Raw genomic sequence first — 18,192 nt, 5'->3', positions numbered from 1 at the left:
CGTTCTCCGCTCAGCCATTTGTGAGTCAACTGCAAGGGGCAAGCGATCGTTCCGGCGCTTGGGCCGAGGAACATCGCCGAAAACGAGAGGTTCTCTGAGGCTGACGAACTCAGCTCGAGAGCGAACTTGATGTCCCAGACCGTCTCCGACTTCATCGTGCATCGCCTGCATCAATGGGGCGTGCGCCACCTGTTCGGCTATCCCGGCGATGGCATCAACGGCGTATTCGGTGCGCTCAACCGTGCCGATGGAAAGATCGGCTTTGTGCAGGCTCGCCATGAGGAGATGGCGGCTTTCATGGCGACCGCTTACGCAAAGTTCTCGGGACAGCTCGGCGTCTGCATCGCAACCTCTGGCCCCGGCGCCTCCCACCTCATCACCGGGTTGTACGACGCGCTGCTGGACCACCAGCCGGTGCTCGCCATCGTCGGCCAGCAGGCGCGTAGTGCGTTGGGCGGACATTACCAGCAGGAAGTCGATCTGGTCTCGATGTTCAAGGACGTCGCTGGCGCTTACGTCATGCAGGCCACCTCGCCTGCGCAAGTGCGCCATCTGATCGACCGTTCGGTGCGGATCGCACTGGCAAGACGGGTTCCGACCGCGATCATCCTGCCCAACGACATCCAGGAGGAGACTTACGAGGACCCGCCGCGCGCTCACGGCACGCTGCACTCCGGCATCGGCTATAGCGCTCCACGGATCATGCCGCACGACGCCGATCTCGACCGCGCCGCGGAGGTGCTCAATGCCGGCAAGAAGGTTGCGGTGCTCGTCGGCGCCGGCGCACTTGGCGCCACCGACGAGGTCATAGCCGTCGCCGACCGGCTGTCGGCCGGCTGCGCCAAGGCGCTGCTCGGCAAGGCCGCGCTGCCCGACGACCTGCCCTGGGTGACCGGCTCGATCGGCCTGCTCGGCACCGAACCCAGCTACAACATGATGATGGAATGCGACACGCTGCTGATGGTCGGCTCGGCGTTTCCGTACGCCGAATTCCTGCCCAAGGAAGGAGCGGCCCGCGGAGTGCAGATCGACATTGATGCCAGCATGATGTCGATCCGCTTTCCCATGGAGGTCGGCCTCGTCGGCGACGCCGCCGAGACGCTGCGCGCGCTCTTGCCGCGACTTGCGCCGAAGAGCGACGGCGCCTGGCGCAAGGGCATCGAAGACGACGTCGCGACATGGTGGAAGACGCTGGACGACCGCGCGCATCAGCCCGCCGCGCCCGTCAATCCGCAGCTCGTTGCCTGGGAACTGTCGCCGCGCCTGCCGGACCGCGCCATCATCACCAGCGATTCCGGCTCCTGCGCCAACTGGTTCGCGCGCGACCTGAAGATGCGCCGCGGGATGACGGCCTCGCTCTCCGGCGGCCTCGCCTCGATGGGGGCTGCAGTGCCTTACGCCCTCGCCGCCAAATATGCCCATCCGGATCGGCCGGTGATCGCGCTGGTCGGCGACGGTGCCATGCAGATGAACAACATGGCCGAGCTGATCACGGCCGCGAAGTACTGGCGCTCCTGGCAGGATCCGCGCTTCATCGTCTGCGTCTTCAACAATGAAGACCTCAACCAGGTCACCTGGGAGCAGCGCGTCGTCAACGGCGATCCCAAATTCGAAGCCTCGCAGAGCATACCCGACGTCTCGTATTCGCGCTTCGCCGAGTTGATCGGCCTCACAGGCATATTCGTCGACAGCCCACAGCAGCTCGGCCCAGCCTGGGAGCAGGCTCTGGCAAGCAAGTCGCCTGTCGTCTTGGAAGTGAAGACCGATCCCGAGGTGCCGCCTCTGCCGCCGCATATCACACTCCAGCAGGCGAAGAACTTCTCGCTTGCCCTGATGAAGGGTGATCCGAGCGAAAGCGGGATGATCAAGGGAGCAGCGCGCCAGGTGCTCGAATCGATCATGCCCGGAAAACAATGAGGTGAACCATGAGTGACTTCCGCGATATCCAGCACGGCGTGAACGATCCGGTCGGAGGCCTCGACGTCAAACGTCAGATCAACGACAACCGCACGCCGCACGAACGGGCGCAGCATCATGCAGACGTGCGCGCCGACGCCACCGCTACGCCGGCCGAGCCGTTCCTGCCCGAGCGACTGCGACGCAAGCCGACCGATCCTATCAATCCGCGAACGGGGCGCAATCCCACGGATTAGTCGTTAGGAACCTCGGCCTTTGCAGAGGGTTGATCGGCGCAACATGGCGCGGCAAACGGCCGCGCGATCAATTTGAGGGACCGGACCATGAAACGAACCATCATCGCCATCGCTTGCATGCTTCTCGCAGGCCCCGCATTGGCACAATCCTTGGGCGAAAAGACCGGCGTCAATTCGGCACTCGGCGTCGCGCCGTCGACGGCCGACTTCGTCAAGCAGGTGGCCATCAGCGACATGTTCGAGATCGAATCGAGCAAGCTCGCCCAGCAGAAGGGCAATGCGCAGGAGAAGAGCTTCGCCCAGCAGATGGTGACCGATCACACCAAGACCAGCACCGAGCTCAAGGGGCTGGTCAGCGACGGCAAGGTGCAGGCGACGCTACCGACGGCGCTCGACAGCTCGCACCAGAGCAAGCTCGACAAGCTCAAGAACGCGACCGGCAAGGATTTCAGCTCGGACTACAATTCCTACCAGGTCAGCGCCCATGAGGACGCGGTCTCGCTGTTCGACCGCTACGCCAAGGGCGGCGACAATGCCGCGCTGAAGGACTGGGCCGGCAAGACGCTGCCGGCACTGAAGCACCACCTCGACATGGCCAAGGAGCTCGGCAAGGCTCCGAGCGTGGGCCAGACCAAGTAGGCGCATTGCTGAAGGACGCCGGCCCAGCCGGCGTCCTTCGCATAGCAACGTCAGCCGTCTCCGCGTGTTGAGCCTCGACTATCGCGGAGAGCATGATGTCGAATACCAGCAAAACCTCACTGTCCCGCCGGCACGTCGTCCACGCCGCGAGCGCGACGCTCGCGGCGGCTTCGCTGGCATCTACAGCGAAGGGAGATACGTCCATGGCCTTGATCGATCCGGTCAGCCACTATCCGAAGCCGCCTTTCAAGAAACAATCTCAACCCTGGCCGGGCCTGGCTGGCAAGATGGAGCCGCGGCCCGACCATGGCGAGACCAGCTACAAGGGCTCCGGCCGTCTCGCCGGCCGCAAGGCGTTGATCACCGGCGGCGATTCCGGCATGGGCCGCGCCGCCGCTATCGCCTATGCGCGCGAAGGCGCCGACGTCGCCATCAACTACCTGCCGGCGGAAGAGCCCGATGCGCAGGAGGTGATCGCGCTGATCAAGAAGGAGGGACGCACCGGACTCGCGGTCCCCGGCGATCTCAAGGACGAAGCCTTCTGCAAGCAATTGGTTGAACAGGCGGTGCAGGGCCTCGGCGGGCTCGACATCCTGGTCTGCAACGCCGCACGACAACAAGCGCGCGCGTCCATCCTCGACGTTTCGTCAGAGGATTTCGATGCAACGATGAAGACCAACATCTACGCGCCGTTCTGGACCATCAAGGCGGCGCTGCCGCATCTCAAGCCCGGCGCCTGCATTATCGGCACGACGTCCGAGCAGGCTTACGATCCATCGCCGGATCTCTATGACTATGCGCAGACCAAGGCAGCGACGATGAACTATGTGAAGTCGCTGGCCAAGCAGCTCGCCCCCAAGGGTATCCGTGTCAATGGCGTGGCGCCGGGACCGATCTGGACGCCGCTCCAGGTCTCCGGCGGCGCGACGATGGACAAGCTCGAAAAATTCGGTGGCATGACGCCGCTCGGCCGCCCCGGCCAGCCCGTCGAGCTCGCCTCGATCTACGTGCAGCTTGCCGCCGCCGACGCGAGCTATGCGACGGGCCAGGTCTATGGCTCGGCTGGCGGGTCTGGTCAGCCGTAGCCGGGCGCCCGCCGCCCGGACGCTTGGGAGAACTCAGGAACCTTCTTTGTCTCCGGGCTTTACAAAACCGTCATGGAGGAACTTTCGCCGGCGGACCGATGGCGCTCGCAACAATCAAACCAACCCGGATCGATACGGCGATCGCGAACGAGATCGCCCACGACGCCAACTCCGGGTTCGAGCATGCCGCCCAGGCAATCACCTGGGGTGCCGACGAGCATGTGCTGCTCGCGCTCGCTGCCGCGGGATGGCTCGACACTCGCCTCCGGCATCCGGAGCGGCGTCCCCTTGCCGATCACGTCCTGATTGTATCGCTGGCCACGGCCGTATTGCCGCATGTCCTCAAATCCATGTTTGATCAGACGAGACCGGATCGGCTGACGGCTGGCGGCCACCGGCGCGGCATTCCTTATTCAGGGCGCCCCCGCGACGCATTCCCCTCAGGTCACGCCGTGCATATGGGCGCCCTTGCGTCGGCCGCCGGCCTGTTGCGGCCGGCCTCGCGCCGTCTGGCGCGCTCGCTTGCAGTGGCGTTGTCGCTGACGCGGGTGGCGCTGCTGGCGCACTGGGCCAGCGACGTGGCGGCAGGCTTCACGCTGGGCATCGCCGTCGAGCGACTGTTCAGGCCGTTCACGCTTGGGACGTCGCGGCGGCGGCAGCCCGAAGCCTCGCGGATACGGCCATGACGGAATATCTCGTCCGCTTCGTCGCCGGGGGCTTGATCGTATCCGTGTTCGCGATCTTCGGTGACATGCTGCGGCCAAAGAGCTTTGCCGGACTTCTCGCAGCGGCGCCATCGGTCGCACTGGCTACTCTCGGCATCGCTGTGATCCAGCACGGCCCGCAATATGCTGCGGCCTCAAGCTGGACGATGATCTATGGCGCCATCGCGCTCGCCTGCTACAGCCTCGTCGTCTGCCAGCTCCTGATGAGGTTCCGTCTCGGCGCGCTCGCCGCCACGATCCTCGCCTTTGCCGTATGGCTCGTGGTCGCCTTCGGTCTGTTCGCGGGTTTGGGAGGTGCTGCCTGATGCTGGTGAAGCTGTCACCCTCGGCGCTGAGGCAGACGCGTTGGTACGAATACGCCGTTCGCTTCGTGCTCGGCGGTTGCGCGACGGTGCTGGCCGGAGTCATCGGCTCGCATTTCGGCGCTTCCGCCGGCGGGCTCTTTCTTGCACTTCCAGCCGTCTTCTGTGCGAGCGCGACGCTGATCGAGAGCCATGAGCGTCACGCCAAGGAGAAGGCCGGCCTGAGCGGACGCCGCCGCGGACAGAAGGCTGCGGCGCTCGACGCCGCAGGTGCAGCCCTCGGCAGCATCGGCTTGGCGGCGTTCGCCGCCATTTTCCATGCCACCGTCGAGTCAGGCATCGCGTTCGCTTTCATCGCCGCGTTGACGGTCTGGGCCATCGTTTCCGTGTCGGCCTGGTGGCTCCGCCGCAAGCTGCGCATCGTCACGCACGCATCGCGCCGATCGGCTCATTCGTCACCCGCAAGAGGCTCTCGCTTCGCGAAGCCTTAGCTCGTTTTTCGCCCAGCCCAGGGGCGCCATGGGCGCCAAACGTACTGAAAGTACGCGTTCTCTCTTCAACCCAGCGATCACGTCAATTCCGGCGGAACTCTCGGCCGGTCAGCTCGTTGAGTAAACTACTCAACCTACTCAATTTGCGTGATTGCCATGAACGACCTTCGCGCCGAGCGCTTACAGGTCATGCTCTCGCCGGAAGAGTTGGCCGCCATCGACGATTTCCGGTTCAAACACCGAATGCCGACACGAGCGGCAGCAGTTCGCGAACTCCTCAGGTTCGGACTGACCGCCGTGGGCGTCGATGCCACCGCTGGCGTGAAGTCAAGCAGCTTTGGCGTGTTGGGCCGAGATTCCGACGGACATGCTCAGGGGGATCCAGAGAGCGGCACCGGCCGCTGACGCAAAGACTCATCCATAAGCAGAACGGCCCCGGCACGGTGGGTGCCGGGGCCGCCCTTGGAGATTGCTTCCGGCGCACCGGGGGCATGACAACCGGAAGCAATCCGTCGACTCTTCCCGCGGGAATTCGTTCCTCGTGAGAAAGCGCGATGCGGTCAGGATGAAGCGTCATCGCGCTCGAGGTCTTATCCAAGCATGGTCGTCTCGGAGAACCGCTGCGCAGTTCGCCGGATCATGCTTTAGCCCGTCGCGTCGCTGGAGCCGTCCGGCATCGCGCCGGAGCCTGGCGTCTTGCTGTTGTCGCTCAGCTTGGGATCGCGCGTCGCTTCACGCGATGGCGAGCCTTGCTTGTCCGTCGTGTGCACGGACTGTGCACGCTCCTTGTCGCGCGGCTGTTCTTCGGCGCGCTTGTCCTTGACGATGCCTTGGTCGGAATGGGCCATGATGGACGCTCGCTCTCCTGATGTCTGGAGCGCTTACGCACCGCGGCGACGAATGTTCCCGAGGCCTAACTGCGCGCGGCGTGTCCGGAGGCGGACGCGCTTTCGAGATGCACCTGCCGCACCGTCGTCACCGTCGCGAACGCCACCGAGGCGCCAAAGGCGAGAATGAGGGAAAGAAGAGCCAGACGTGGAGCCATGGCCAAAATCTCCTTCTGAAAACGGAAATCGACGTGATCGAGATTCCCGGATGATCCCAGATCAGTTGCTTGCCTTTCCGTGAGCGGTCTCACGCGTTCCGCTTCCGAGCGGCAGCGTGGGCCGGAACGGGCGGGATTTCGCCATCGAGCCAATCCTGCTCGTTGGCGAGCGCCGTCCAGGCGTCGGCCATGCGCGAATAGCGCTTGTGGGCGGGTTGTCCATCGGCTCGCTCGGCGAGTTGAAGACAGTTGTCGGCGTTATCCCTGAAGATGTCGGACTGTTTCATGAAGAAGACGTGGGGCCGGAACTCTCCCGTCGCAACCCGCTTACCGGATCGTAATATTCGGGGAACTTCACAAATCGACCGGCATTGAATATCGATGCGAGTTCTTGCCGCGATCATCTTGGCATTGTTCATCGGCACGGAGGCGCTTGCCGATAGCCGCGGCGAGAGAACGCCTGGCGAGCGGCCGCCGACCGCGACCGAGGTCATCGGTGGCGTCTACGATTTCAGCCGCTTTCAACAGAATCTTCTTGAGAACACCGACCTCAAGGGCAATGCGGAGGTCAGGAATCTCGCCGCCCTGCGGGCCGAGGAAGCGGCCAAGCGCGACAAGAGTCTGAAGGAGGTCCAGGAAGCAATCGGCGCGGAACTGCGCGTCGGCAAGCCCTCATCCACCGCAAGCCTCGTCGAGCCCGAGATGTCGGATGGTCCGGCCTATGTCCGAAGCTTCTATGCCGCGCAGATCCCCGAGTATGAAGCGATCATCGGCCTGCTTGAGCGCTATCTGAAGAGGCCCGACAACGTCGCCCTCGCGGCGTTCGCGCGCGAGCAACTCCCGATGCTGCGCGCGCAGGTCAGGGACGCTGAGCGCACCATGGCGGACAAATAGCCGCCTCTACTTCCCGTACGGATGACGTTGTCCACTCTGCGATCGCCCCGTGGGATCGTCCGGCAGCATCTTGTCCCGGCCCGCATCGCCGTTGTCGTCCTTGCCGCCTGAAGAGGAGGTCCCACTACCGCTCGGATTCGAGCGGGGCGCCGCGCCAGTGGTCGGTGTATCCGCCCGCGGCGTGGCTGAGCTCGCGGCCGGGTCTCCGGTCACAGCACCGCGGCCACTGGGTGCACCGCCCTCCGCCAAGGCCGATCCGACGGCGAACACCATGACAACCATTGCGGCAAATCCTGCCTTCATGTTCGTTCTCCTGTTTGCGGGCTAACCGTCGGGATCGTCCCCCGTTCCGAAGATTGGCCCCGGACGGAGGAGCAAAGCCTGGGGAACCCCATGGCATTTCTTTCTAAATTGCGTGGAACCAAATCGGCCAATAATCGTTGGTTGAGCCGGGCTGAGCAAAGCAGGTTCCATTTCGGTGCGCCGCCCCTTGGCGCTTGATTTCGAATTTCGCTGACGCTCTATTTTGACCAAACGCGTCACGCCTTGGATTCGGCCGACGCCTTCGGGGGAATCAGTATGAGCGACCTCGATCCCGGAACTGCATCACGCTCCGGTCGTCGCGTTCCAAAACCAAAATCCAACGATATGTCGGACCAGGATTCCCGAGCGGAATTGCTGCTCGCCCTGCAGGCGATGCGCAGCGGCGACTTCTCGGTGCGGATGAGCGCTGACTATCTCGGCATCGACGGAAAGATCGCCGACACCTTCAACGAGATCATCGCGGCCAACCAGCGCATGGCGCAGCAGCTCGAGCTGGTTGGCCAGGTGGTGGGACGCGAGGGCAAGACCCGGCAACGCGTGAAGTTCGGCCTCGCCTCGGGCTCCTGGGCCGACATGGAAGGGTCCGTCAACACGCTGATCGACGACCTCCTCTGGCCGACCCGCGAGGTGACCCGCGCGGTCGCGGCGGTGGCGCAAGGCGATCTGCTCCAGACCGTCAAGCTCGACGTCGACGGCCGGCCGCTGCGGGGCGAATTCCTGCAATCGGCTAACATCGTCAACACAATGATCAAGCAGCTCGGCGTGTTCACCTCCGAGGTGACGCGCGTCGCGCGCGAAGTCGGCACCGAGGGCAAGCTCGGCGGCCAGGCCCAGGTGCCCGAGGTGACCGGGGTCTGGAAGGACCTGACCGAGAGCGTCAACTCGATGGCGAACAACCTGACCAACCAGGTTCGCAACATCGCCGAGGTGACGATCGCGGTCGCCAATGGCGACTTGTCGAAGAAGATTACGGTCGACGTCCGCGGCGAGATCCTTCAGCTCAAGGAAGCCATCAACACGATGGTGGACCAGCTTCGCTCCTTCGCCTCCGAAGTAACGCGCGTCGCGCGCGAGGTCGGCACCGACGGCAAGCTCGGCGGCCAGGCGATCGTGCCCGGCGTCGCCGGCACCTGGAAGGACCTCACTGATAGCGTCAACGCGATGTGCGGCAACCTGACCGCACAGGTGCGCAACATCGCCAACGTGACGACCGCCGTGGCGCGCGGCGACTTGTCGCGCAAGATCACGGTGGACGTGCGCGGCGAGATCCTGGAGCTGAAGGACACCATCAACACCATGGTGGACCAGCTCAACTCGTTCGCCTCGGAAGTAACGCGCGTCGCGCGCGAGGTCGGCACCGAAGGAAAGCTCGGCGGCCAGGCGCAGGTGCCGGGCGTGGCCGGCACCTGGAAGGACCTCACCGACAACGTCAACTTCATGGCCTCGAACCTCACCGCTCAGGTCCGCAACATCGCCGACGTCGCAACCGCGATCGCGAGCGGCGACCTGTCGAAGAAGATCACGGTGAACGTGTCGGGCGAGATCCTTCAGCTGAAGGAAACGCTCAACACCATGGTCGACCAGCTCAACGCCTTCGCCGGCGAGGTCACGCGCGTCGCGCGCGAGGTTGGTACCGAAGGACGGCTCGGCGGCCAGGCCAACGTGCTCGGCGTCGCCGGCACCTGGAAGGACCTGACCGAGAGCGTCAACTCCATGGCCTCGAACCTGACGGCGCAGGTCCGCAACATCGCGGAGGTGACGACGGCCGTCGCGGGCGGCGACCTGTCGAAGAAGATTACCGTGGACGTGCGCGGCGAGATCTTGGAGCTGAAGGACACCATCAATACGATGGTTGACCAGCTCAACGCCTTCGCCGGCGAAGTCACGCGCGTTGCGCGCGAGGTCGGCACTGAAGGCAAGCTCGGCGGCCAGGCCGTCGTGCGCGGCGTCGGCGGCACCTGGAAGGACCTCACCGACAGCGTCAACTCGATGGCCTCGAACCTCACCGGCCAGGTCCGCAACATCGCCGAAGTCGCGACCGCGGTGGCGAAGGGCGACCTGTCCAAGAAAATCACCGTGAACGTGTCGGGCGAGATCCTTCAGCTGAAGGAAACGCTCAACACCATGGTCGACCAGCTCAACGCCTTTGCCGGCGAGGTGACGCGCGTCGCGCGCGAGGTCGGCACCGACGGCAAGCTCGGCGGACAGGCCGACGTGCCCGGCGTCGCCGGCACCTGGAAGGATTTGACAGACTCGGTGAACTCGATGGCGGGCAATCTGACCGCCCAGGTCCGCAACATCGCGGAGGTCGCGACTGCGATCGCCGGGGGCGACTTGTCGCGCAAAATCACCGTGGACGTGCGCGGCGAGATCCTTCAGCTCAAGGACACGCTGAACACGATGGTCGACCAGCTCAACCGCTTCGCGGGCGAGGTGACGCGCGTCGCGCGCGAGGTCGGCACCGAAGGCAGGCTGGGCGGCCAAGCCAACGTGCCCGGCGTCGCCGGCACCTGGAAGGACTTGACGGACTCCGTGAACTCGATGGCGGGCAACCTCACGGCCCAGGTGCGCAACATCGCCGAAGTGACGACCGCCGTGGCGCGCGGCGACCTGTCGCGCAAGATCACGGTCGACGTGAAGGGCGAGATCCTCGAGCTCAAGAACACCATCAACACCATGGTGGACCAGCTCAACGCCTTCGCCGGCGAAGTCACGCGCGTCGCGCGCGAGGTCGGCACCGAAGGCAAGCTCGGCGGCCAGGCCGAAGTGCCCGGCGTCGCAGGCACCTGGAAAGACCTCACCGACAACGTCAACTTCATGGCCTCGAACCTGACGGCCCAGGTCCGCAACATCGCCGAGGTCGCGACCGCGATCGCCGGCGGCGACCTCTCCAAGAAGATCACGGTGGACGTGCGCGGCGAGATCCTTCTCTTGAAGGACACGCTGAACACCATGGTCGAGCAGCTGCGTTCCTTCGCCGCCGAAGTGACGCGCGTGGCGCGCGAGGTTGGCACCGAAGGTCGGCTCGGCGGTCAGGCCGTCGTGCCCGGCGTCGGCGGCACCTGGAAGGATCTCACCGATAACGTCAACCTGCTCGCCGCGAACCTCACCACGCAGGTCCGCAACATCGCCGAAGTCACCACCGCCGTGGCGCGCGGCGACTTGTCGCGCAAGATCACGGTCGACGTGAAGGGCGAAATCCTCGAGCTCAAGAACACCATCAACACCATGGTGGACCAGCTCAACGCCTTCGCCGGCGAAGTCACGCGCGTGGCGCGCGAGGTCGGCACCGAAGGCAAGCTCGGCGGCCAGGCGCAGGTGCCCGGCGTTGCCGGCACATGGAAGGACCTCACCGACACCGTGAACCTGATGGCGGCGAATCTGACCGAGCAGGTGCGCGGCATTGTCAAGGTGGTGACGGCGGTCGCCAACGGCGATCTCAAGCAGAACCTGACGATGAAATCGCGTGGCGAGGTCGCCGCTCTCGCCGACACCATCAACAACATGACCGAGACGCTCGCGACCTTCGCCGATCAGGTGACGTCGGTGGCACGTGAGGTCGGCGTTGAAGGCCGGCTCGGTGGCCAGGCCAACGTCCCGGGTGCTGCCGGCACCTGGAAAGATCTCACCGGCAACGTGAACCTTCTGGCTGCCAACCTCACCTCGCAGGTGCGCGCGATCGCGGAAGTCGCGACCGCCGTGACCAAGGGTGACCTGACGCGGTCGATCCAGGTCGACGCCCGCGGTGAAGTCGCGGAGCTGAAGGACAATATCAATACGATGATCACGAATCTCCGTCTGACGACGGACGTGAACACCGAGCAGGACTGGCTGAAGACCAACCTCGCCAAATTCACCAACATGCTCCAGGGGCAGCGTGATCTCACCACCGTCGGCCGGCTGCTGCTCACCGAGCTGTCGCCACTGGTGAATGCCCATACTGGCGTGATCTACCAGGTCGAGAACGAGGACAATTCCCAGCTGCTGCTGCTGGCGTCCTATGCCAGCGACGGGATCTATCCCTATCAGCGCGTGCTGCAGTTCGGCGAAGGCCTGATCGGCCAGTGCGCCTTCGACAAGCGTCCGCGCATGGTCTCCGACATTCCGTCGGACGTGGTGCCGATCAACTCAGCGCTGTTCCGCGTCGCGCCGAAGAACCTCGTGGTGCTGCCGGTCCTGTTCGAGGGCGAGGTCAAGGCCGTGATCGAGCTCGCCTCGCTGGTCTCGTTCACGACCTCGCAGATGACATTCCTGGAGCAGCTCACCGACTCCATCGGCATCGTGCTCAACTCAATCGAGGCGACGATGCAGACCGAAGGCCTGCTCAAGCAATCTCAGCAGCTCGCGGGCGAGCTCCAGACCCAGCAGCGCGAATTGCAACAGACCAACGATCAGCTCGAGCAGAAGGCGCAGCAACTCGCCGAACGCAACGTCGAGGTCGAGCGCAAGAACCAGGAGATCGAGCAGGCCCGCCGCGCACTGGAGGAAAAGGCGACCGAGCTTGCGCTGACCTCGAAATACAAGTCCGAGTTCCTCGCCAACATGAGCCACGAGCTGCGCACGCCGCTGAATTCGATCCTGATCCTCGGACAACAGCTCAGCGACAACCCGGATGGCAACCTCTCCGCCAAGCAGGTCGAGTTCGCCCGCACCATCCACGGCGCCGGCACCGACCTGCTCAACCTCATCAGCGACATTCTCGATCTCTCCAAGATCGAGTCGGGCACGGTGACGGTCGATGCTGAGGAGATACTGACCGCGAACCTGCTCGAGACCGTGGGCCGGCCGTTCCGGCACGAGGCGGACAACCGCAATTTGTCGTTCAAGATCGACGTCGATCCGAACCTGCCTCGCAGCATCGTCACCGACTCCAAGCGGCTGCAACAGGTCCTGAAGAACCTGCTCTCCAACGCCTTCAAGTTCACAGCGGAAGGCGAAGTGCGCCTCAAGGTCGCGGGCGCGATCGGCGGCTGGGGCACCGATCACCCGGTGCTGAATTCGGCGCCGGCCGTGATCGCGTTCGAAGTATCCGATACCGGCATCGGCATTCCCCTGGAGAAGCAGAAACTGATCTTCGAGGCGTTCCAGCAGGCGGATGCCGGCACCAGCCGCAAATACGGCGGCACCGGCCTCGGGCTTGCGATCAGCCGCGAGCTCGCTAGCCTGCTCGGCGGCGAGATCCACCTGCGCAGCTTGCCGGGCAAGGGCTCGTCCTTCACGCTCTATCTGCCCTTGAAATATTCCGGCCCCACCCTCGCGCCGCGCGCGCCCGCGCCGCAGCAGTTCAGCCAGCCGCCGGCGCTACAACCGAGCGCCCCGGAGCAGCGGGCCATCGAGCAGCTTCCCGACGACCGGCTCAACCTCGAGCCTGGCGACACCATCCTCCTGATCGTCGAGGATGATCCGCATTATGCGCGCGTGCTCATCGATCTGGCCCGCGACAAGGGTTTCAAGGTGCTGGTTGCCGCCCGCGGCGCCGAAGCGCTGGAGCTCGCCAAACAGTACCAGCCGACGGCGGTCTCCCTCGACGTATTCCTTCCGGACATGCTGGGCTGGGCGGTGCTGAGCCAGCTCAAGCACAATCCGCTGACCCGCCACATCCCGGTTCAGATCATCACCCTCGACGAGGACCGCCAGCATGCGCTGGCGCGCGGCGCGTTCTCGTTCGTCAACAAGCCGACGACGACCGAGGGCGTATCGGCCGCGCTGACGCAGATAAAGGAATATGCGCGGCCACGGCGCAAGCGACTTCTGATCGTCGAGGACGACGAGGCCGAGCGGCTGTCGATCCGCGAGCTGCTGCACCACGACGACATCGAGATCTTGGCGACGGACACCGGCGCCGGGGCGCTCTCGACCTTGCGTGAGCAGCCCTGCGATTGCGTGGTGCTCGACTTGCGGCTGCCCGACATGAGCGGCTTCGAGGTGCTCGACCAGATCCGCAACGACGAGACCCTGTCGAACATCCCGGTCGTCGTATTCACCGGCCGCGAGCTTTCAGCGGAGGAGGATGCCGAGCTTCACACCATGGCGCGCAGCATCGTGGTCAAGGGCGTGGAGTCGCCGGAGCGCCTGCTCGACGAGACGGCGCTGTTCCTGCATCGCGTGATCACGGAACTTCCGGTCGAGAAGCAGCGCATGCTTGAGAAGCTGAACAGTTCCGACGAAGACCTGATCGGCAAGACCGCCCTGCTCGTCGACGACGATGCCCGCAACATCTTCGCACTGTCTAGCGTGCTGGAACGGCGCGGCATGAAAGTGCTGACGGCCACGACCGGCAGCGAGGCGGTGACACTGGTCGAATCCAATCCGGAAATCGCCATCGTGCTGATGGACATCATGATGCCGCAGATGGATGGCTATCAGACCATCGGCGTGATCCGCGAGAACCCGGCCTTCGCCCGTCTTCCGATCATCGCGCTGACCGCCAAGGCGATGAAGGGCGATCGTGAGAAATGCCTCGAAGCCGGCGCGTCCGATTACCTCGCCAAGCCCGTCAATACCGACCAATTGCTGCTTGCGATCCGCATGTGGCTGCACCGCTGAGTTGGATCCGCGAATGGACCACGAAAAGGTCAACATCCTCCTCGTCGACGACCAGCCGGCCAAGCTGCTCGCCTATGAGGTGATCTTGAAGGATCTCGGCGAGAACCTCGTGATCGCCTCCTCGGGGCGCGAGGCGCTGGAGGTGCTGCTCAAGACCGAGATCGCGGTGATCCTGGTCGACGTCTGCATGCCCGAACTCGACGGTTTCGAGCTCGCCGCGATGATCCGCGAGCATCCGCGCTTCCAGAAGACCGCGATGATCTTCATCTCGGCCATCCAGGTCAGCGACATCGACCGGCTGCGCGGCTACGAGATGGGCGCGGTCGACTACGTGCCTGTGCCGGTTGTGCCGGAGGTGCTGCGCGCCAAGATCAAGGTGTTTGCCGAGCTTTACCGCAAGACGCGCGAACTCGAACGGCTGAACCACGAACTCGAGGACCGCGTCCGCGCACGCACCGCGGAACTGGAAAGCTCCACCGCGAAGCTGCGCGAGAGCGAGCAACGCCGCAGCATGGCGATCGCCGCGGGCAAGATGGGATCATGGGACTGGGACTGGATCAGCGGCGATTGGATGTGGGACGAGGGGCAATACCGCATCTTCGGCGTCAGCGCGGAGATCTTCGCGGTCAATCCCGCCAACGTTCAGGCGCTGTTGCACCCCGATGATGTCGATCAGTTGCGCAAGGCGATCGCCGAGTTCAACAAGGGCACGCGCTCCTACGAGACCGAGTTCCGCATCGTGCGGCCCGACGGCGAGGTGCGCTGGTGCGTCGGCACGGCGGCCGCGACGGTCGACGAGAGCGGGCGCGTGGTTCGAGTGAGCGGCGTCACCGTCGATATCACCGAGCGAAAGCGCGCCGAGGAGCGGCAGAATCTCCTGGCCCGGGAAGTCGATCATCGCGCAAAGAACGCGCTGGCGCTGGCGCAGTCGATCGTGCGCCTGACCCGGGCTGATGAGGTCAAGGCCTATGTCAACGCCGTCGAGGGACGCATCAACGCACTGGCGCGCGTGCACACCATCCTCTCGCTGTCGAGCTGGCAGGGCGCCGAACTCTCCAGGTTGATCGAGGAGGAACTCGCGCCCTATTCGCTCGGCGGCCAGATCCGATTGGCAGGTCCCGAAGTTCAGTTGCTGCCGGCAACGGCCCAGACGCTGGCACTCGCGCTGCACGAGCTCTTCACCAACTCGGCAAAGTATGGCGCGCTTTCGACACGGTCGGGACGGCTCGCCATCGATTGGCAGGTCGAGGACGAGGTGCTCACGCTGAGGTGGGAAGAATCCGGCGGGCCGCTGGTCATGGCACCGAAATCTCGCGGGTTCGGCACGCGAAGCCTGCTTGCGAGCGTCGAGTCCCAGCTTGGCGGACAGGCGCAATTCGATTGGCGCGCGGAGGGCTTGTTGTGCCGTCTGGAGGTGCCGTTGACGCGCAAGACGGCCGCACTTGGCAAGTTCGACACCGCCGCCGCCACCGAATTGCAACGCGCTTCCGGTTAGCCGGACGCTGCGCTCGTCATGCGTTCGGCCATCCGCGGTTCGCGAGCGATCCGTCCTTCCAGCCAGGCTTCCGTTCGGGCGAGATCGCGCAGTGCCCTGGCGTAGCGACGAGCCGCGCTCCGTTCCGCACCGCACGGGAGCTTGCGCGCCTTGCGCAGGATGTCCGCGGCCGCATTGCGATAGGCCAGCGAGCGGTAAAGAAAGACTACCTTACCCATATCGATGTTCCCGTTTTGATGGCGTTCATTGTCGCAAGCCCGGCATGAACGCCGGATGAAGCCGGGCAATGACAATTCCTGCCATTCACGGGAACCAGGAAATCACGCGCGCGTTTGCATGCCAGTTCGGGATGCAGCCCATGCGCACCAAGAAATCGTCCGAGCTGATCTCCGCCAGCGGCCTCATCAAGCTGATGACGCATGCGATGATGGGTGCAGCCCTCGGCCTCGTCTTCAGCCTCACGCTCGTCCTATCCAATCCAGCCGTGGCCAACCTGCTGAACAACGGCGGAAGCCAGGCCGCTTTGATCTTCACCCTCACCTTGGTGACGACTTTCGCGATCGGCGCGACGCTCACCGGCGTCGTGTTCATCCTTGAAGAAGACAAGCAATCTTGAAGCGTTGGTGACCGCGAGGCGGTGCGTTGTTGGGAACTCCTGCGGCGAATCTCGGTTGGCCGCCTGCGTCACTTTGACTCAGGGAGTTTCCCGCATGCAGACGACCAAGCTTGCTCTCGCCGTAATGTTGGCAACCGGCCTTGCCGCCGCGCCGTTCGCAGCCCAGGCCAAATCGCATAAGGCCAAGCATGGATCTTCGATGTCATCGTCGCAGACGACCGGCGCCAATACCAAGTCTTCCAGGGGCGCTGATCCGTCCGGCCAAGGCGGCTCTGGTCCCGGCTCCGATCAGGGCGGCACCATGACGAACAAAGGCGGCATGACCAACACCAAATAGGCACTCCCTGGAATCCATGGAGGGCTCCGCCACCGCGGAGCCCTCTACCTTAGTGCCCGGCGCTTCCTGTCAGCACGCGGCATCCAGGAGCTCCGGCGCTCGCGGCGCGCGCACATTCAGCTGAGCAGCTCGGCGCGGAACTTCGAGATCCGGTAGAACCTCTCCACGCGCGCTCCCGAAGATCTCAGCGCCTGATCCCGCTCACGGGATTGCCGACTGCCTTCATACGAAGGCGCACCCGGTCGCGGACATCGGGCAGCACGTCGCTGCCGCCAGCCGCCTTCCATTCGCCGATCAGGAGGTTGATTTTCCGGCGCAAATCCATCTGCGCCAGGGCCCTTTGTGTGCAGTCGCAGTCGCGCTCGACGAGGTCGCGCACCGACGCCTCGACGTCGGCCATTTCGAGCCTCAAGACCCTGATTTTACGTCGAATTTCATTAATTCTGTTGTCCATGGCTTGTTAGAACAAAATAAGAACATATAGTCAAGTCACGATTTTCAGAACGGAGAAGCCGGATGCAGATGCAAAGTAAGTTCGACGCCAGGGTTTTTCTTGGTGAGCAGATGACACGGGCGCAGGGCCTTAGGCTGAAACGATTGAGCGACGAGGCCTATCAACCCGCCCAATACGCGCGCGATCTGTCGTTCGGCGAGGCCGCACGGCGCATTCAGGCGCTGGAAGCGGAAATCGAGCTGGCGAATTCGTTCTAGGCTGCATTGCGCCACTGGAAACGTTGAATACGCGCTGCCGGAACCATGGCGGTGCCGAATGGTTCTCCACGCCAAGGGAGAACATGCATGGCACGCAAGGCAAAGAAGCGCCGCTACTCGCGCAGCTCCGGCAGCGAAGTCGCAGGCGAGATGCGGCGCTACAAGAAGGGGACCGCCAAGAGCGGCCGCGGGGGACGCGGCGGCCGCGTGAAGAGCCGCAAGCAGGCGATCGCGATCGGACTGTCGAAGGCCCGCAAGAAGGGCAAGAAGGTCCCGAAGAAGGCATCGAAGCGGAAGAGCGCCAAGAAGACGTCCAAGAAAACGTCCAAGAAATCATCGAAGCGCAAGTCCTCCACACGGTCGCGCTGACCCGTCTCAGATCATGCTCCCCGGCATGAAGCAGCGGATCGAAATCCCGAACGCAGTCTTCACCGGCCACACCATGGTGCGGCCGGCCCGGTTCGGCTCAGTGATGACGGCTTCGTCCGGCACCTCGATCCACTGCCCGTCAATGCGCACGCGGTAACGGCCGTTGTGAGACTCCCAGTCGGGATCGGCAACGGCAAAACCATCCGCGTCCGAGCAGCACGGACCGAGGTGGCTGCGCAAGCTGTCGAACCATGGCTTCAGGGGAGAATCCGCGTAGCGGCCGTCGTCGCGCCCAAGCGCGTTTGCGCCCCAGAGCACCAATGGCGCCACGAGCAGCGCGCACCTCAGCGAGAGCTTCAATCGATCCATGGCGGCACCGATCAAATGCGAACCACCGGCCAGTTCCACAAAGCGCCGGGGAAGTTCGGGTTCCACGCTTGCAACCCGAGTCCACGGCCAC

The 18,192-nt window shown here is 64.2% G+C and carries 21 protein-coding genes; 15 read left to right on the top strand and 6 right to left on the bottom strand.

Going from position 1 to position 18,192, the window contains the following annotated elements:
- Positions 1–129: 129 nt before the first annotated feature.
- The 8 genes from ACYCVF_RS10445 (at position 130) to ACYCVF_RS10410 (ending at position 5,800) form a co-directional block, all read left to right on the top strand.
- Positions 130–1,917, top strand: a complete 1,788-nt coding sequence (locus ACYCVF_RS10445) for a thiamine pyrophosphate-requiring protein (protein ID WP_459602274.1) — start codon at positions 130–132, stop codon at positions 1,915–1,917.
- Positions 1,918–1,925: 8 nt separating this feature from the next.
- Positions 1,926–2,153, top strand: a complete 228-nt coding sequence (locus tag ACYCVF_RS10440) for a hypothetical protein (RefSeq protein WP_459602272.1) — start codon at positions 1,926–1,928, stop codon at positions 2,151–2,153.
- Positions 2,154–2,240: 87 nt separating this feature from the next.
- On the top strand, positions 2,241–2,792 hold the full coding sequence (locus tag ACYCVF_RS10435; protein ID WP_459602270.1) for a DUF4142 domain-containing protein: 552 nt from the start codon (positions 2,241–2,243) through the stop codon (positions 2,790–2,792).
- A gap of 203 nt (positions 2,793–2,995) precedes the next feature.
- Positions 2,996–3,877 carry an SDR family oxidoreductase gene (locus tag ACYCVF_RS10430; RefSeq protein WP_459602268.1) on the top strand — a complete coding sequence of 294 codons (882 nt, stop codon included), beginning with the start codon at positions 2,996–2,998 and terminating at the stop codon, positions 3,875–3,877.
- A 98-nt stretch (positions 3,878–3,975) separates the two neighbouring features.
- Positions 3,976–4,563 (top strand): phosphatase PAP2 family protein, encoded by a 588-nt coding sequence (locus ACYCVF_RS10425; RefSeq protein WP_459602266.1) that lies wholly within the window; start codon positions 3,976–3,978, stop codon positions 4,561–4,563.
- Positions 4,560–4,907, top strand: a complete 348-nt coding sequence (locus tag ACYCVF_RS10420) for a DUF3147 family protein (RefSeq protein ID WP_459602264.1) — start codon at positions 4,560–4,562, stop codon at positions 4,905–4,907. Before ACYCVF_RS10425 ends, ACYCVF_RS10420 begins: the two co-directional genes overlap by 4 nt.
- Positions 4,907–5,395: a DUF3147 family protein gene (locus ACYCVF_RS10415; RefSeq protein WP_459602262.1), complete on the top strand. Its 489-nt coding sequence runs from the start codon at positions 4,907–4,909 to the stop codon at positions 5,393–5,395. Before ACYCVF_RS10420 ends, ACYCVF_RS10415 begins: the two co-directional genes overlap by 1 nt.
- 156 nt (positions 5,396–5,551) lie before the next feature.
- The gene (locus tag ACYCVF_RS10410; protein ID WP_459602260.1) at positions 5,552–5,800 is read left to right on the top strand and encodes a hypothetical protein; all 249 of its coding nucleotides are present in this window, start codon (positions 5,552–5,554) and stop codon (positions 5,798–5,800) included.
- A gap of 239 nt (positions 5,801–6,039) precedes the next feature.
- Here ACYCVF_RS10410 and ACYCVF_RS10405 read toward each other — a convergent pair whose 3' ends face one another.
- The 3 genes from ACYCVF_RS10405 to ACYCVF_RS10395 form a co-directional block, all read right to left on the bottom strand.
- Entirely contained in the window at positions 6,040–6,243 is a 204-nt protein-coding gene (locus tag ACYCVF_RS10405; RefSeq protein ID WP_459602258.1) for a hypothetical protein, read from the bottom strand.
- A gap of 65 nt (positions 6,244–6,308) precedes the next feature.
- The gene (locus ACYCVF_RS10400; protein WP_459602256.1) at positions 6,309–6,440 is read right to left on the bottom strand and encodes a hypothetical protein; all 132 of its coding nucleotides are present in this window, start codon (positions 6,438–6,440) and stop codon (positions 6,309–6,311) included.
- Between the two features lie 89 nt (positions 6,441–6,529).
- Positions 6,530–6,727 (bottom strand): hypothetical protein, encoded by a 198-nt coding sequence (locus ACYCVF_RS10395; RefSeq protein WP_459602254.1) that lies wholly within the window; start codon positions 6,725–6,727, stop codon positions 6,530–6,532.
- Between the two features lie 94 nt (positions 6,728–6,821).
- Between ACYCVF_RS10395 and ACYCVF_RS10390 the strand changes: the two genes are divergently transcribed.
- The 3 genes from ACYCVF_RS10390 (at position 6,822) to ACYCVF_RS10380 (ending at position 15,699) form a co-directional block, all read left to right on the top strand.
- Positions 6,822–7,334 carry a DUF4142 domain-containing protein gene (locus ACYCVF_RS10390; RefSeq protein WP_459602252.1) on the top strand — a complete coding sequence of 171 codons (513 nt, stop codon included), beginning with the start codon at positions 6,822–6,824 and terminating at the stop codon, positions 7,332–7,334.
- 579 nt (positions 7,335–7,913) lie between these two features.
- Positions 7,914–14,204 carry a HAMP domain-containing protein gene (locus ACYCVF_RS10385; protein ID WP_459606548.1) on the top strand — a complete coding sequence of 2,097 codons (6,291 nt, stop codon included), beginning with the start codon at positions 7,914–7,916 and terminating at the stop codon, positions 14,202–14,204.
- A gap of 13 nt (positions 14,205–14,217) precedes the next feature.
- Positions 14,218–15,699, top strand: coding sequence for an HWE histidine kinase domain-containing protein (locus tag ACYCVF_RS10380; protein WP_459602250.1), 1,482 nt, complete (start codon positions 14,218–14,220; stop codon positions 15,697–15,699).
- Here ACYCVF_RS10380 and ACYCVF_RS10375 read toward each other — a convergent pair.
- Positions 15,696–15,986 carry a hypothetical protein gene (locus ACYCVF_RS10375; RefSeq protein WP_459602248.1) on the bottom strand — a complete coding sequence of 97 codons (291 nt, stop codon included), beginning with the start codon at positions 15,984–15,986 and terminating at the stop codon, positions 15,696–15,698. The genes ACYCVF_RS10380 and ACYCVF_RS10375 overlap by 4 nt on opposite strands.
- A 71-nt stretch (positions 15,987–16,057) precedes the next feature.
- Between ACYCVF_RS10375 and ACYCVF_RS10370 the strand changes: the two genes are divergently transcribed.
- A complete protein-coding gene (locus tag ACYCVF_RS10370) occupies positions 16,058–16,315 on the top strand; it encodes a hypothetical protein (protein ID WP_459602246.1) in 258 nt (85 codons plus the stop codon).
- Between the two features lie 94 nt (positions 16,316–16,409).
- Positions 16,410–16,652, top strand: coding sequence for a hypothetical protein (locus ACYCVF_RS10365; RefSeq protein ID WP_459602244.1), 243 nt, complete (start codon positions 16,410–16,412; stop codon positions 16,650–16,652).
- Between the two features lie 184 nt (positions 16,653–16,836).
- On the opposite strand, the gene ACYCVF_RS10360 is transcribed toward ACYCVF_RS10365, so the two are convergent.
- Positions 16,837–17,052, bottom strand: a complete 216-nt coding sequence (locus ACYCVF_RS10360) for a hypothetical protein (RefSeq protein ID WP_459602242.1) — start codon at positions 17,050–17,052, stop codon at positions 16,837–16,839.
- A 116-nt stretch (positions 17,053–17,168) separates the two neighbouring features.
- Here ACYCVF_RS10360 and ACYCVF_RS10355 point away from each other — a divergent pair, with 116 nt between their 5' ends.
- Positions 17,169–17,363: a DUF3072 domain-containing protein gene (locus ACYCVF_RS10355; protein ID WP_459602240.1), complete on the top strand. Its 195-nt coding sequence runs from the start codon at positions 17,169–17,171 to the stop codon at positions 17,361–17,363.
- Between the two features lie 87 nt (positions 17,364–17,450).
- Positions 17,451–17,732: a DUF6496 domain-containing protein gene (locus tag ACYCVF_RS10350; RefSeq protein WP_459602238.1), complete on the top strand. Its 282-nt coding sequence runs from the start codon at positions 17,451–17,453 to the stop codon at positions 17,730–17,732.
- A 6-nt stretch (positions 17,733–17,738) separates the two neighbouring features.
- Here ACYCVF_RS10350 and ACYCVF_RS10345 read toward each other — a convergent pair whose 3' ends face one another.
- Entirely contained in the window at positions 17,739–18,101 is a 363-nt protein-coding gene (locus ACYCVF_RS10345; protein WP_459602745.1) for a hypothetical protein, read from the bottom strand.
- Between the last annotated feature and the right edge of the window lie 91 nt (positions 18,102–18,192).

This window comes from Bradyrhizobium cedriense (assembly GCF_054602315.1).
Note: the sequence above shows the minus strand (reverse complement) of the source record. Positions and strands in the feature narration are given on the sequence as shown.

What these genes read in the sequence shown, in the direction of transcription:
- ACYCVF_RS10445 (WP_459602274.1), top strand. Translation starts at nt 130, where the DNA reads ATGTCCCAGACCGTCTCCGACTTCATCGTGCATCGCCTGCATCAATGG.
- ACYCVF_RS10440 (WP_459602272.1), top strand. Translation starts at nt 1,926, where the DNA reads ATGAGTGACTTCCGCGATATCCAGCACGGCGTGAACGATCCGGTCGGA.
- ACYCVF_RS10435 (WP_459602270.1), top strand. Translation starts at nt 2,241, where the DNA reads ATGAAACGAACCATCATCGCCATCGCTTGCATGCTTCTCGCAGGCCCC.
- ACYCVF_RS10430 (WP_459602268.1), top strand. Translation starts at nt 2,996, where the DNA reads ATGGCCTTGATCGATCCGGTCAGCCACTATCCGAAGCCGCCTTTCAAG.
- ACYCVF_RS10425 (WP_459602266.1), top strand. Translation starts at nt 3,976, where the DNA reads ATGGCGCTCGCAACAATCAAACCAACCCGGATCGATACGGCGATCGCG.
- ACYCVF_RS10420 (WP_459602264.1), top strand. Translation starts at nt 4,560, where the DNA reads ATGACGGAATATCTCGTCCGCTTCGTCGCCGGGGGCTTGATCGTATCC.
- ACYCVF_RS10415 (WP_459602262.1), top strand. Translation starts at nt 4,907, where the DNA reads ATGCTGGTGAAGCTGTCACCCTCGGCGCTGAGGCAGACGCGTTGGTAC.
- ACYCVF_RS10410 (WP_459602260.1), top strand. Translation starts at nt 5,552, where the DNA reads ATGAACGACCTTCGCGCCGAGCGCTTACAGGTCATGCTCTCGCCGGAA.
- ACYCVF_RS10405 (WP_459602258.1), bottom strand. Translation starts at nt 6,243, where the DNA reads ATGGCCCATTCCGACCAAGGCATCGTCAAGGACAAGCGCGCCGAAGAA.
- ACYCVF_RS10400 (WP_459602256.1), bottom strand. Translation starts at nt 6,440, where the DNA reads ATGGCTCCACGTCTGGCTCTTCTTTCCCTCATTCTCGCCTTTGGCGCC.
- ACYCVF_RS10395 (WP_459602254.1), bottom strand. Translation starts at nt 6,727, where the DNA reads ATGAAACAGTCCGACATCTTCAGGGATAACGCCGACAACTGTCTTCAA.
- ACYCVF_RS10390 (WP_459602252.1), top strand. Translation starts at nt 6,822, where the DNA reads ATGCGAGTTCTTGCCGCGATCATCTTGGCATTGTTCATCGGCACGGAG.
- ACYCVF_RS10385 (WP_459606548.1), top strand. Translation starts at nt 7,914, where the DNA reads ATGAGCGACCTCGATCCCGGAACTGCATCACGCTCCGGTCGTCGCGTT.
- ACYCVF_RS10380 (WP_459602250.1), top strand. Translation starts at nt 14,218, where the DNA reads ATGGACCACGAAAAGGTCAACATCCTCCTCGTCGACGACCAGCCGGCC.
- ACYCVF_RS10370 (WP_459602246.1), top strand. Translation starts at nt 16,058, where the DNA reads ATGCGCACCAAGAAATCGTCCGAGCTGATCTCCGCCAGCGGCCTCATC.
- ACYCVF_RS10365 (WP_459602244.1), top strand. Translation starts at nt 16,410, where the DNA reads ATGCAGACGACCAAGCTTGCTCTCGCCGTAATGTTGGCAACCGGCCTT.
- ACYCVF_RS10360 (WP_459602242.1), bottom strand. Translation starts at nt 17,052, where the DNA reads ATGGCCGACGTCGAGGCGTCGGTGCGCGACCTCGTCGAGCGCGACTGC.
- ACYCVF_RS10355 (WP_459602240.1), top strand. Translation starts at nt 17,169, where the DNA reads ATGCAGATGCAAAGTAAGTTCGACGCCAGGGTTTTTCTTGGTGAGCAG.
- ACYCVF_RS10350 (WP_459602238.1), top strand. Translation starts at nt 17,451, where the DNA reads ATGGCACGCAAGGCAAAGAAGCGCCGCTACTCGCGCAGCTCCGGCAGC.
- ACYCVF_RS10345 (WP_459602745.1), bottom strand. Translation starts at nt 18,101, where the DNA reads ATGGATCGATTGAAGCTCTCGCTGAGGTGCGCGCTGCTCGTGGCGCCA.